Source organism: Paraburkholderia caledonica, from assembly GCF_000383275.1.
Lineage (GTDB): Bacteria > Pseudomonadota > Gammaproteobacteria > Burkholderiales > Burkholderiaceae > Paraburkholderia > Paraburkholderia caledonica.
The window spans coordinates 441,413-453,841 of sequence record NZ_KB911038.1 but is presented as its reverse complement, the minus strand read 5'-3'; the positions used below and the strand labels follow the sequence as shown (position 1 = coordinate 453,841).

General features: G+C 62.6%; 10 protein-coding genes. 9 read left to right on the top strand and 1 reads right to left on the bottom strand.

Translation table 11 applies throughout. The features are described 5' to 3' along the window. Window positions 1–70: 70 nt before the first annotated feature. From H281_RS0117455 to H281_RS0117440, 4 genes are all read left to right on the top strand, one after another. Window positions 71–1,213: an alkene reductase gene (locus H281_RS0117455; protein WP_020068432.1), complete on the top strand. Its 1,143-nt coding sequence runs from the start codon at window positions 71–73 to the stop codon at window positions 1,211–1,213. 84 nt (window positions 1,214–1,297) lie between these two features. Continuing rightward, a complete protein-coding gene (locus tag H281_RS0117450; RefSeq protein WP_027804702.1) occupies window positions 1,298–2,575 on the top strand; it encodes a c-type cytochrome in 1,278 nt (425 codons plus the stop codon). Further along, window positions 2,572–3,084 carry a (2Fe-2S)-binding protein gene (locus tag H281_RS0117445; protein ID WP_020068430.1) on the top strand — a complete coding sequence of 171 codons (513 nt, stop codon included), beginning with the start codon at window positions 2,572–2,574 and terminating at the stop codon, window positions 3,082–3,084. Before H281_RS0117450 ends, H281_RS0117445 begins: the two co-directional genes overlap by 4 nt. Further along, on the top strand, window positions 3,081–5,345 hold the full coding sequence (locus tag H281_RS0117440; protein WP_020068429.1) for a xanthine dehydrogenase family protein molybdopterin-binding subunit: 2,265 nt from the start codon (window positions 3,081–3,083) through the stop codon (window positions 5,343–5,345). Before H281_RS0117445 ends, H281_RS0117440 begins: the two co-directional genes overlap by 4 nt. Window positions 5,346–5,511: 166 nt before the next feature. Here H281_RS0117440 and H281_RS0117435 read toward each other — a convergent pair whose 3' ends face one another. After that, window positions 5,512–6,213 carry a FadR/GntR family transcriptional regulator gene (locus H281_RS0117435; protein WP_020068428.1) on the bottom strand — a complete coding sequence of 234 codons (702 nt, stop codon included), beginning with the start codon at window positions 6,211–6,213 and terminating at the stop codon, window positions 5,512–5,514. Window positions 6,214–6,463: 250 nt separating this feature from the next. Here H281_RS0117435 and H281_RS0117430 point away from each other — a divergent pair, with 250 nt between their 5' ends. The 5 genes from H281_RS0117430 to H281_RS0117410 all read left to right on the top strand — a co-directional run bounded on the left by H281_RS0117430 (window position 6,464) and on the right by H281_RS0117410 (window position 12,165). Further along, window positions 6,464–8,011, top strand: a complete 1,548-nt coding sequence (locus tag H281_RS0117430) for a sugar ABC transporter ATP-binding protein (protein ID WP_027804701.1) — start codon at window positions 6,464–6,466, stop codon at window positions 8,009–8,011. Further along, the gene (locus H281_RS0117425) at window positions 8,004–9,035 is read left to right on the top strand and encodes an ABC transporter permease (protein WP_020068426.1); all 1,032 of its coding nucleotides are present in this window, start codon (window positions 8,004–8,006) and stop codon (window positions 9,033–9,035) included. Before H281_RS0117430 ends, H281_RS0117425 begins: the two co-directional genes overlap by 8 nt. A gap of 39 nt (window positions 9,036–9,074) precedes the next feature. Continuing rightward, window positions 9,075–10,022: an ABC transporter substrate-binding protein gene (locus H281_RS0117420; RefSeq protein ID WP_020068425.1), complete on the top strand. Its 948-nt coding sequence runs from the start codon at window positions 9,075–9,077 to the stop codon at window positions 10,020–10,022. Between the two features lie 67 nt (window positions 10,023–10,089). Further along, window positions 10,090–11,148, top strand: coding sequence for an aldo/keto reductase (locus H281_RS0117415; protein ID WP_051120986.1), 1,059 nt, complete (start codon window positions 10,090–10,092; stop codon window positions 11,146–11,148). Between the two features lie 9 nt (window positions 11,149–11,157). Next, on the top strand, window positions 11,158–12,165 hold the full coding sequence (locus H281_RS0117410; RefSeq protein WP_020068423.1) for a zinc-binding alcohol dehydrogenase family protein: 1,008 nt from the start codon (window positions 11,158–11,160) through the stop codon (window positions 12,163–12,165). The last annotated feature ends 264 nt before the right edge of the window (window positions 12,166–12,429 follow it).

Below are 12,429 nucleotides of genomic sequence, written 5' to 3'. Positions count from 1 at the left end.
GCACTGCGAATACGCTACTGCGTGCAGTGCCGCGTCTGAGCAACACCCGATCGTGCAAAAGGAATAGAACATGTCTTCCCAATCGTCCCTGCTGAACAGCTACGACCTGAATGGCCTGAGCCTGCCTAATCGCGTGGTCATGGCGCCCATGACGCGTTCGCGCGCACCCGTGCGTGGGCTGCCAAACGAAATGATGGCGCAATACTACGCACAGCGCGCGTCGGCCGGACTGATCATTACCGAAGCGACGAACGTAAGTCCCGCGTCGGCTGCATTCGAACTCACGCCGGGCATCATGACCGCTGAGCAGATCGACGGCTGGCGCATGGTCACGAGCCGCGTGCATGCCGCCGGCGGTCGAATCTTCATGCAGCTCTGGCACGGCGGGCGCGTCAGTTCATTCACGCTGCCTGAAGGCGACGTGCCGCTGTCGCCCTCCGGCGTGAATGACGACCTCGAACGCTTGCAGGTGTGGGCGCAATTGCAGAACGGCCACTACACGCGCATTCATGCAACGCCGTCGCGCGCGATGTCGCTGCAGGAAGTCAGATCAGCGATCGATGCGTTCAGGCAAGGCGCGATCAACGCGATCGCCGCAGGATTCGACGGTGTGGAAGTGCATGCGGCAAATGGTTATTTGCCGCACCAGTTCCTCTCGTCCACAACGAACACCCGCGACGACCGCTACGGCGGATCGATTGCAAAGCGGGCAAATTTCCTGCGCGATGTACTGACGGAAATCGGCACGGCGGTTCCGCTGAACAAGGTCGGCGTGCGCATCTCGCCGTACGCGCATTACAACAACGTTCGCGACACCAACCCCGACGGCACCTACGACTACGTCGGCGCGATGCTCGACGAATTCGGCGTCGCGTATGTGCATGCGGCTGATACGAACGGCTGGAGCGGCGCACCCGACTTGCCGCGCATTATCGAACGCACTCGCAAGGTTTTCGACGGCACGCTGATGGTCAACGGCGGCATTGACATCGACCGGGCCGACGCGTTGATCCGCGCTGGCGACGCCGATCTCGTCGCGTTCGGCCGCGCCTACATTGCGAACCCGGATCTCGTCGCGCGGATTGCTACGGCAACACCGCTCGCGGCGCCGAAATCGGCCGGCTGGTATGGCGGCGGCGAGAGCGGCTATATCGACTATCCGTTCGGCAGCAGCGCCGGCCACGGTTTGCGACCCGGTGCTGCTGAAGCCTGACAGCGCATCTATCAGCGTATGCGCCAACGTATACGCTAAGGCATCCGAAGTTTTGCAATCAATCCATTTGAAAAGGGCGTGTGAATGACTCCAGGACCCAGATTGCTGTGGGGAACCGGCGGGGCCGTCGTGGCCGTGCTGGCTATCGCCGCGGCCTTGATGTGGAAGCCGGCCATCGCGCCCGTCGGTGCGCCGCCAGTTGCATCGTTCGACGCGCAGACGAAGCTCGCCGGCGCGCGCGTGGTGGCGCTAGGCGATTGCATCGTCTGCCACACCGGCAGGGGCGGCCAGCCGTTCGCAGGCGGGCTGCCACTCGCGACGCCCTTCGGCACGATCTACTCGACGAACATTACGCCCGACGTCGACACGGGTATCGGCAACTGGTCTCTTGAAGCGTTCACGCGTGCGATGCGACACGGCGTCGCCCGTGACGGGCACCTGCTCTACCCCGCGTTTCCTTATATTCACTTTACCCGCATGTCGGACGGAGACATTTCGGCCGCCTACGCGTATCTGATGACGCGCGAGCCGGTGAAGGCAAACGCGCCCGCCAACGAGCTGATCTTTCCGCTGAACTTCAGGCCTCTGCTCGCTTTCTGGAACATCTTGTTCCTGCGCCCCGGCCCCGAAGCGGCGGACGCAACCAAAGATGCGCAGTGGAACCGCGGCAAGCTCCTCGTCGACGGCCTGGGTCACTGCGCGTCGTGCCACTCCCCGCTCAATGCGATCGGCGGAGAAAAGTCGGGCCACGCGTTCGACGGTGGCATCGTGGACGGATGGGAAGCCCCCGCGCTCAATGCTCTCGGTGCTGCGCCCAAGCCCTGGACGCAGGCGCAACTGGTGACCTACCTGCGCACCGGCCGGGCCAGCGAGCATGGCGCCGCAGCCGGGCCGATGCTGCCCGTCACGCGCGATCTGGCCACCGTGCCGGAGCAGGATGAGCAGGCCATCGCCACCTACATCCTGTCGATCCAGAAGCCGCGGCCCGCCGATGCAAGGCCGGTGGTCACCACGTCGCTTCCAGCCGAAGCGCAAAGGGGCGCCGTGCTGTTCGCTGCGTCGTGCGCGCAATGCCATGGTCCGCAAGCGCCGATGCAATCCATCGGAGAGCGCCCGAGTCTCGCGCTCAGCACAGCCGTCAATGCCTCGACGCCGCGCAACGCGATCCAGATGATCCTTGGCGGCATCGACTGGCATGGCGAAGATGCGCTCAACTACATGCCCGCCTTCGCACAGATTTACAACAACAGGCAGGTCGCCGACCTGGCGTCGTACATTCGCGCGACCTACTCGCAGCGCGGCCCGTGGGACGACGTCGAAGAGTCGGTAGCTAAAGTCAGACAGGAGAACGACGCGCGATGATCACCCTAACCGTCAATGGCGTGCAGCACTCGCTCGATATCGATCCGTCCACCCCGTTGCTGTATGCGCTGCGTAACGACCTGCATCTGCATGGCGCAAAGTTCGGCTGCGGGCTCGGACAATGCGGAGCCTGCACGGTTATCGTGGGCGATCAGGCCGTGTTTTCGTGCCTGATTCCGGTCTCGTCGATCGGTGCGCGGCCGGTTCGCACCATCGAGAGCCTCGGCACCGTCGAGCACCCCGGAGCGTTGCAGAAGTCGTTCATCGATCATCAGGCGGCGCAGTGCGGCTACTGCATCGCCGGCATGATCATGCGCGCGCAGGCTCTGCTCGATCGCAACCCGCGGCCGACCGAGCGCGAAATGCTCGAGCACATGGAGCCCAACCTTTGCCGTTGCGGCACGCATCTGCGAATTCTCGCCGCGATCCGCGAGGTTGCGCATCTGCCCGCCGGCGGCACGCTCACGAACGAACCGTTACACACGGCAAGCCGCGGAGGCGCGCAATGAGCGGCAACGACGAAAAGATCGATGAAACGCGCCGCCGCTTCATGATGTCCGGCGCGCTGATGGTGAGCTTCAGCATGTTGCCGGGCGTCAAGGCAATGGCGCAGGAAGTGATCGCCGACGAAGGTGCCGCCGTACATATCGGCAAGGCAACGCAAGCGCTCGCAGGCAGCCTGAAGACCAACCCGTATCTCGACGCCTGGATCAGGATCGACGCGGCGGGCAAGGTGACCGTACATACAGGGAAGGTCGAGCTCGGCACCGGCGTGCGCACCGCGCTGTTGCAGGTCGCGGCGGAAGAACTGGACATGGCACCTTCGCTGATCACGTTTCTGACAGCCGATACCGGCGCGTCGCCGGACGAAGGCCTCACCGCCGGTAGCCACACGATTGCCGATAGCGGCAGCGCACTGTTGAACGCCGCAGCCCAGGTGCGCGGTCTGCTGCTCGACGCGGCAGCGACGCACTTCGGCGTGCAGAGCGGCGAACTGATCGCCCGCAACGCAGTGATCAAAGCGCCGGACGGACGCGCCATAACGTACGGCGAAGCGGTCCGTCTTGTGGATCTGCATCGGGTGGCTACGCCGACTTCACCGCTGAAGGACCCGGCGAAGTTCGACGTGATCGGCACCTCGCTGCAGCGGCTGGATATTCCCGCGAAGGTCACCGGCCTCCCAAGCTATGTCCAGGACATGACGATGCCCGGCATGCTGCACGCACGCGTCGTCATGCCGCCCGTCTATGAGGCGAAACTGCTGGAGACCAACGCGCCCGAGATTCTGAAGATGCCGGGAGTGGTCAAGGTGGTTCGCAACGGCAGCATGCTCGCCGTGGTTGCGAAAGGTGAATGGCAGGCCGTGCAAGCACAGCGAGCGCTGTCGGCGGGTTCCAGATGGACTGCCGGGCGCAGCTTGCCCGATCCGTCTACGGTGCACCGTGACCTGAAGCAGATTTCAACCGAACACATCGAGATCGCCAACGTTCATACGCCGGCCGGAACGCCGGCCAAAACATTGAGCGCGAAGTACAGCAAGCGCTACATGATGCACGGCTCAATTGGACCGTCGTGCGCGGTGGCGCTCTATAAAGACGGCGCGATGACAGTCTGGACGCATTCGCAAGGCGTGTATCCGCTGCGCGACGGGCTCGCCGAAATGCTGTCGATGCCAAAGGAAAAGATTCGCTGCATCCATGTCGAGGGGTCCGGCTGCTACGGCCATAACGGCGCCGACGACGTGGCCGCGCACGCGGCGTTGATCGCACGCGAGATGGACGGCGCACCCGTGCGCGTACAGTGGATGCGCGAGCAGGAACACACGTGGGATCACTTCACGCCTGCAATGGTCACGGAGGTCAGCGCGTCGCTCGATGCGGGCGGCACTATCGTCGACTGGAATTATTCGCTGTGGAGCAGTTCCCACAATGAACGTATCGTCAACGCGGGCCGGCTCATTCCCGCGCAGATGCTGGAAAAGCCGTTCGCGCCGGCGCCGTCGGTGCCGATGGTGCAACCCGAAGGCGGCGGCGACCGCAATGCGATTCCGCTCTACGCATTCCCCAACATGCATGTGATGAACAACTTCTCGCCGACCATGCCGCTGCACACGTCGGCCATGCGTTCGCTGGGCGCGCACATGAATGTCTTCTCGATCGAAGCCACCATGGACGAACTCGCCGCGGCCGCTGGCGCCGATCCGGTGGCGTTCCGGCTCAAGCATATGCAAGATCCGCGCGCCCGTGACGTGATCGAGCTAGCCGCGCGTCGATTCGGCTGGCCCAGACCGCCGCGCAAGCGTAATCACGGCGTGGGTTTTGCGTTCGGGAAGTATAAAAATCTGATGGCGTATGTCGCGATCGCCGTCGAGGTGTCGGTCGTGCCCGAGACCGGCCAGGTCAGGCTCGAACATGCGGAAGTGGCAGTGGACTCCGGCCAGATCGTGAATCCTGACGGCATACGCAACCAGATCGAAGGCGGCGTCATTCAATCGGCGAGCTGGACACTTTACGAGGAGCTGCAGTTCGATACATCGCGAATTCGCAGTTTCGACTGGAGCAGCTACCCTATTCTGCGGTACTCGGCGGCGCCGCACAGCGTCAACGTGCATTTAATCGACCGGCCGGGCGCGCCGTTTCTCGGCGCGGCAGAAGCATCGATGGGTCCGACCGCGGGCGCGATCGCCAATGCGTTATTCGATGCGACCGGCAAGCGGCTGCGCGACATGCCGTTGGCCGGCGAGAATTTGCGCCGGCAGATCGACGCCTAGAACATTCACCACCGGCGCGCCGTTGCGCGTTGGATGGTGCAGTGGCCGACACGATCGCCTGACGCACTGCACGTTATCTGCTGAACGACCGGCGGCTCACCACTGAACGTGACCGCCGGCTAGTTCACGGAAAGACGCTTAGGGCGAAGATGCGCCGGCTGGAGACTCAAACGTCTTCCTGCCGCAATGCGCCTGCTATCCAGCGTTCCTCCGACGCTTTGAGATGCGTCCGCATCGCCGTCTGCGCCGCGATCGGATCGCCCGACTGCAGCGCTTTCAGAATTTCCTCGTGCTCCCTTACCGCGACCGACCACGTTTCGGTGCTTTCCGAATGGTCACGAATCGCCGCAGCGATCGGGTCGTGGCGGCTATCGAACATTTCGGCAACGAAGCGGCTCAGCACTGAATTGCCCGCCGTCTCAGCGATCAGCATATGAAATTGCCGGTCCGCATCGACTGGCGACTTTCCGGCAGATGCGAGGCGTTTCATTCGCTCGACCGTGCGCCGCAGCCTGTCGAGCGTGGCCGCCGAAAGTTTGCCGGCGGCCAGTACGATCACTGTCCCTTCTATTGCCGCTCTGGCCTGCATTAATTCGGACGGACTTTCGCCCAGAGCCGGCACCGCGTTGTCACCGCCCACGTCCGGAGCGCGCACGTACACGCCCGACCCCATCCGTATCTCGATCTGGCCGCCGATTTCGAGCGCAATCAATGCTTCGCGCAATGAAGGGCGTGAGACACCCAGCGTATTGGCAAGCTCGCGCTCGGGCGGAAGACGTGCGCCGGGCGCCAGTTCGTCCTTTCGAATGAGAGAAAGGATCTGCGTGGCCACAGATTGGTAAAGCCGCTTTGGTTCAGTTTGCTTCATTGTTCAAAATGTCCTGTCGACGAGCCGCGAAACGGACCGCAGCAAAGTCTAGCATGGGGCCTGATGGCCTCGGCGGGCCAGCAGACAGAGTCGCCGCCGGGGTTTTCCCTACTGGAATGAACAGTTCTGAAATTCTACATTGGCTTGACCAAACAGCCGTTTGTGCGTTTTAATCTGCCCAAATTGGACTGACCGCTAGCCCGGCTTCGACGGGTCGAACGGTGAAGTTCTGAACATATTGGAGACGGGATTGACAGAAGCGACCACGCAGCGGAGGCCGGGCCGTGAGCCCGATGTGCCGGCACCTCGGGAAATCCTGCAACTCAAGGGTGTAAGCAAGCGATTCCCCGGTGTCGTGGCGCTCGATGGCATCGATCTCGATCTGCGCTCCGGAGAGGTACACGCCGTCTGCGGAGAGAACGGCGCGGGCAAATCGACGCTGATGAAAATCATCAGCGGCCAATATCACGCGGATGACGGCGTCATTTGCTACGAGGGCAAGCCGGTGCAGTTCGCCTCCACCTCGGACGCGCAGGCTGCAGGCATCGCGATCATCCACCAGGAGTTGAACCTGGTGCCGCACCTGTCGGTCGCGGAGAACATCTACCTTGCGCGCGAACCCAAGCGCGGCCCGTTCGTCGACTACCGCACGCTGAATGCCAACGCGCAGCGCTGCCTGCAGCGCATCGGGCTGAACGTGTCGCCAACCACATTGGTCGGCGCCCTCTCGATTGCGCAGCAGCAGATGGTGGAGATCGCAAAGGCGCTATCGCTGGATGCACGTGTGCTCATCATGGACGAGCCCACGTCATCGCTGACCGAATCGGAAACGGTTCAACTTTTTCGCATCATCCGCGAACTGCGCGCCGACGGCGTAGCGATTCTTTACATCTCGCATCGGCTCGACGAGATGGCGGAGATCGTGGATCGCGTCACCGTGTTGCGCGACGGCCGCCATATCGCAACGAGCGATTTCGCATCGACCACTATCAACGAAATCGTGGCCCGGATGGTGGGACGCGCGCTCGACGACGCCTATCCGCCACGCGAGTCGGTTCCGACGGAACAGGTCCTGATGCGGGTGCGCGATCTGCAGCGGACTGACACGTTCGGCCCGCTCTCGTTCGACCTGCGCAAGGGCGAGATTCTCGGTTTCGCGGGCCTGATGGGCGCGGGGCGCACCGAGGTTGCCCGCGCGATCTTCGGCGCAGAGCGGCTCGACTCCGGCTCGATCCAGCTGGGCGACACGCCCGTGACGATCCGCTCGCCGCGCGAGGCTATCCGCCACGGGATCGCCTACCTGTCGGAGGACCGGAAGAAAGACGGTCTTGCACTGTCGATGCCGGTGGCCGCAAACATCACGCTGTCTAATGTCCGCGCTATATCGTCGCGTGGCTTCCTGCGTTTTTCGGAAGAGACGGCTATTGCCGAGCGCTACGTTCGCGAACTCGCGATCCGTACACCGACGGTGAAGCAGATCGCAAGGAATCTTTCTGGCGGCAACCAGCAGAAGATCGTTATCAGCAAATGGTTGTACCGCGGCTCGCGCATCCTCTTTTTCGATGAGCCGACGCGAGGCATCGACGTCGGTGCGAAGTACGCCATTTACAAGCTGATGGACCGGCTGGCCGCGGACGGAGTCGGCGTTGTCCTGATCAGTTCCGAGTTGCCCGAACTGCTCGGCATGACCGATCGCATCGCCGTGTTTCACGAGGGGCTCATTACCGCAGTACTCGAGACCAGACAGACCAGTCAGGAGGAGATCTTGCACTACGCATCCGGGAGAAGTCATGCTTGAAATTACATCGGGCCGCACGCAGGCCCTGGACAAACAGGCACGACAGCGCCGTCGCGATCTGATACAGAAATTCGCCGCGCTGGGTAGCCTCGTAGTACTGATCGTCGCATTTTCGCTCACCAGCGCTGCATTTTTCTCTGTCGGCAACCTGATGACGGTTGCGCTGCAGGTCACGTCCATTGCGTATCTCGGCGTGGCCGCAACGTGCGTCATCATCACCGGCGGCATCGATCTGTCGGTCGGATCGGTGCTGGCGCTGGCGGGTGTTGCGGCCGCCCTGCTCGTCAAGGCCGGCGTACCGGTACCCGTCGCGATGGCGGGCGGCATGCTCGTCGGTGCCGCCTGCGGCTGGGTCAACGGCATCTGCGTGACGCGCATGGGGCTGCCTCCGTTCATCGCAACCTTGGGCATGATGCTGGTCGCTCGCGGTCTCGCGCTGCAGATCACCGGCGCAAGACCCGTCTCCGGGCTCGGCGACGCCTTTGGCGAACTGGGCAACGGCGCGCTCTTCAAGGTCTCGCATATCGGCGCTGACGGCTTTCCCGACACGGTCTTCCCAGGCATTCCCTATCCCGTCGTCATCATGGTGATTCTATTCGTGGCGGTTTCTGTTCTGCTGTCGCGAACCTCGCTCGGCCGTCACATCTACGCGGTCGGGTCGAACGCAGAAGCCGCGCGGCTTTCCGGCGTCAACGTGCAGGGCGTCAAGCTCTTCACCTATGTGCTGTCCGGATTGCTGGCCGGCGCTACCGGTTGCGTGCTGATGTCGCGCCTCGTCACCGCCCAGCCGAACGAAGGCGTGATGTACGAACTCGACGCCATCGCAAGCGCGGTGATCGGCGGCACGTCATTGATGGGCGGCGTCGGCACGATCTCCGGCACCGCCATCGGCGCATTCGTGATCGGCGTGCTGCGCAACGGCCTGAACATGAACGGTGTATCGAGCTTTATCCAGCAGATCATCATCGGTGTCGTGATTCTCGGCACTGTATGGATCGACCAACTCCGAAACCGGAAGTTGTAATCAGAAGACGAAGTCCAGACCACAATCAAGGAGCGAGACATGAAAAAGGTATCCGTGCTGGCTGCGGCCGCAGCAATGTGTGCAATGTTCAGCGCGTATGCGCAGGCGGCGGGCGGCGAAATTGCAGTAATCGTGAAGACGGCGAACTCCAACTACTGGCAGAACGTGCAGAAAGGCGCGACCGCCGCGATGGCCGATGCGAAGGGCTACACGATGACCTTCCAGGGTCCCGCAGCCGAATCCGCCATCGCCGATGAAGTCAACATGGTCGAGAATGCAGTGAACCGGCATGTCGCGGGCATCGTACTGGCGCCGTCCGACCCCGATGCGCTCGTTCCCGCCATGAAGAAAGCGTGGGAAGCCCATATCCCTGTCGTGCTGATCGACTCGACGGTGTCCGATGCCGGCAAGCAGTACTACCAGTCGTTCCTCTCTACCGACAACGTGAAAGCCGGCGAACTCTGCGCGAAGGCCATGATCGACCGGGTTGGGCAGACCGGCAAGGTGGCGGTCATGTCGTACGTGCCGGGTGCAGGCTCGGAAGTGGGCCGTGTCGGCGGCTTCCGCAAGTACATCGCGGCCCATTCGAAGCTGCAACTGGTGGGTCCGTTCTACTCGCAGTCGCAGATGGCGAACGCTCTGAATCAGACGACCGACGTGCTGTCCGCCAATCCCGACCTGAAGGGCATATTCGGCGCGAACGAGCCGACCGCCGTGGGGATGGGACGCGCTCTTCAGCAGTCCGGAAAAGGCGGCAAGGTCATTGCAATCGGCTTCGACGGCAATCAGGACCTGCAAGGCTTCGTTCGTGACGGCACGATTCAGGCCATTGCGGTTCAAAGCTCTTATCAGATGGGCTACAAGGGCATCCAGACCCTCGTCAACGTCATTGAACGCAAGCCCGTTTCGAAGCAGGTCGACACGGGCGTCATGATGGTCGAGAAACAGAACCTCGACTCGTCCGAAGCAAAGAACGTTCTCTATTGACGAACGGGCCGGCGCAGCGGTTTTTAGAAGCCGTTCGCCGGCATCTTCTCCATTCAGACACGCCTCCATGAAAGCTTTTGCAACTCAAGCGCTGCCACGAAGCGGGCTGGCGATGACCACACTCGGCCTCGGTTGCTCGCAACTGGGCGGCCTCTACAAGCCCATGTCGACCGCCGAGGCCAATGCGCTCCTCGAGTGGGCGTGGGACGCCGGTATCCGCTACTTCGACACTGCGCCGTTCTACGGCTATACGCTTTCGGAACGGCGCGTCGGACAATCGCTGCAGATGCGCGAGCGCGAACGCTACGTACTGAGCACCAAGGTCGGGCGGCTCATGCGGCCCGACGACACGGTGCTGCCAGGCGATGACAACTGGGCGCAACCCCTGCCCTTCCGGCCTCGTTTCGACTATACGTTCGACGGCATCATGCGCTCGTACGAGGATAGCCAGCAACGTCTCGGCATGCAGACGATCGACATCCTCTATGTTCACGACATCGGCGCGGCGACGCACGGCGATGCGCATTCACGCTACTGGGAACAGCTGACACGTGGCGGCGGCTTTCGGGCTCTCGCGGAACTGCGCGACTCGCACGCCGTTTCCGCGATCGGACTCGGCGTGAACGAATGGCAGGTCGCAGTCGATTCGATGCAGGAAGCGGATCTCGACCTCGTCATGCTGGCGGGCCGCTATACGCTGCTCGAACAGGAAGCGCTCTCGCCATTACTCGACCAGTGTGTGAGCAACGGCGTGCGGATCGTCGCTGGCGGCGTATTCAATTCCGGCGTGCTCGTGGGCAACGGCAAGTTCAACTACACCGACGCGCCGCCCGAAGTGGCACGGAAAGTCGCGCGTCTTGCCGACGCCTGCGCGAAGTTCGAGGTTCCGCTCGCTGCAGCGGCTCTCCAGTTTCCGTTGGCCCACCCGGCTGTCGTGTCGTGCGTGGTCGGTGCGCGCAGTATCGAGCAGTTGCAAAAGAACATCGCATGGCTTGAAACGCCAGTTCCGCCAGAGCTGTGGCAGGCCTTGCAGCACGAAGGGCTGATAGCCGGATCGGCTCCGGTTCCCGAGGCCCGCCGTTTCTTCACAACCGATCAGCCGTCCGGCGATCGACAAGCCCAATAAAGGATGCCAATGCTCAGCGTCATTTGTGAATCGCCCGGCGTGCTGCGCCGCGAAGACCGCGAACCACCTCGCCGCGCAGACGGCGAAGTACTTTTGCGCGTTAGCCGCGTGGGTATTTGCGGCACGGACATGCACATCTACTCGGGGAATCAGCCTTACCTGCAATACCCGCGGGTGATGGGACATGAACTATCGGCCATCGTCGCCGAGGCGGACCCCGGCGCGCACGTCGCGCCCGGCGACGCCGTCTATGTGATGCCCTACCTGTCGTGTGGACAGTGCATTGCCTGCAGGCAGGGGAAAACCAATTGCTGCGTCAACATCAAGGTTCTCGGCGTGCATCGTGACGGCGCGTTGACTGAATATCTGTCGGTACCCGCGCAGTTCGTGCACAAGGCCGACGGCGTGACACTCGACCAGGCGGCGATGCTCGAGTTTCTCGCGATCGGCGCACACGCGGTCCGGCGCGCCGACGTGTCGGCCGGTCAGCGGGTTCTCGTCGTGGGCGCGGGGCCGATCGGCATGGCGGCCATGCTGTTTGCGAACCTGCGCGGCGGGCGGGTCTCGTGCCTGGACACGCGCGCGGATCGTCTTGCGTTCTGCCGCGAGCACATTGCCGTTTCGACAGTTCAGATCGGTCCGAACGACGTGCAAGAACTTGCGGCGCTCACGGACGGCGAGTTCTTCGACGTAGTGTTCGATGCAACCGGCAACGTCAATGCAATGAACCGCGGCTTTGAGTTCATCGCCCACGGCGGCAAGTACGTGCTGATTTCAATCGTGCCGGGCCAGATCACGTTTTCGGATCCGGAGTTTCATAAGCGCGAAGCGACCTTGCTCGGCAGCCGCAATGCGACCGCCGAAGACTTCGAGACGGTTCTTGAAGCGATGCGCGCAGGCCGCATTCCCGACAAGGCGCTCAATACTGACCGCATGAGCCTGGCCGACGTGCCTACCGAGTTTCCCAAGTTGATGGAGCCTGGGCGGACCGTCGTGAAGGCACTGGTCGAGTGCTGACTGGGTTCGCTGCTGTTGTTCGAGGCGGGCGGACGTGCTGTTTTAGATCGCACGCCGCCCGGTCTTAATGTGGTTCGAGAGAAACGGTGAATCAACGCCGCACGTCGTCGGCGCTTACCTGCGCAGTCAGGCCTTTGAACGCATTCCGGCGCATCCACATACTATTTTGCGCACGAGTATCCCCTCGCCGCGCTGCAGGGAAACGGAATGCGGCGGACTAAGACACGCTTGACCAGGCTTGGAAACACGGAATTGATCGGGCAT

Coding starts and splice junctions, on each gene's coding strand:
- H281_RS0117455 (WP_020068432.1), top strand. CDS start 71: ATGTCTTCCCAATCGTCCCTGCTGAACAGCTACGACCTGAATGGCCTG.
- H281_RS0117420 (WP_020068425.1), top strand. CDS start 9,075: ATGAAAAAGGTATCCGTGCTGGCTGCGGCCGCAGCAATGTGTGCAATG.
- H281_RS0117450 (WP_027804702.1), top strand. CDS start 1,298: ATGACTCCAGGACCCAGATTGCTGTGGGGAACCGGCGGGGCCGTCGTG.
- H281_RS0117445 (WP_020068430.1), top strand. CDS start 2,572: ATGATCACCCTAACCGTCAATGGCGTGCAGCACTCGCTCGATATCGAT.
- H281_RS0117440 (WP_020068429.1), top strand. CDS start 3,081: ATGAGCGGCAACGACGAAAAGATCGATGAAACGCGCCGCCGCTTCATG.
- H281_RS0117410 (WP_020068423.1), top strand. CDS start 11,158: ATGCTCAGCGTCATTTGTGAATCGCCCGGCGTGCTGCGCCGCGAAGAC.
- H281_RS0117435 (WP_020068428.1), bottom strand. CDS start 6,213: ATGAAGCAAACTGAACCAAAGCGGCTTTACCAATCTGTGGCCACGCAG.
- H281_RS0117415 (WP_051120986.1), top strand. CDS start 10,090: ATGAAAGCTTTTGCAACTCAAGCGCTGCCACGAAGCGGGCTGGCGATG.
- H281_RS0117425 (WP_020068426.1), top strand. CDS start 8,004: ATGCTTGAAATTACATCGGGCCGCACGCAGGCCCTGGACAAACAGGCA.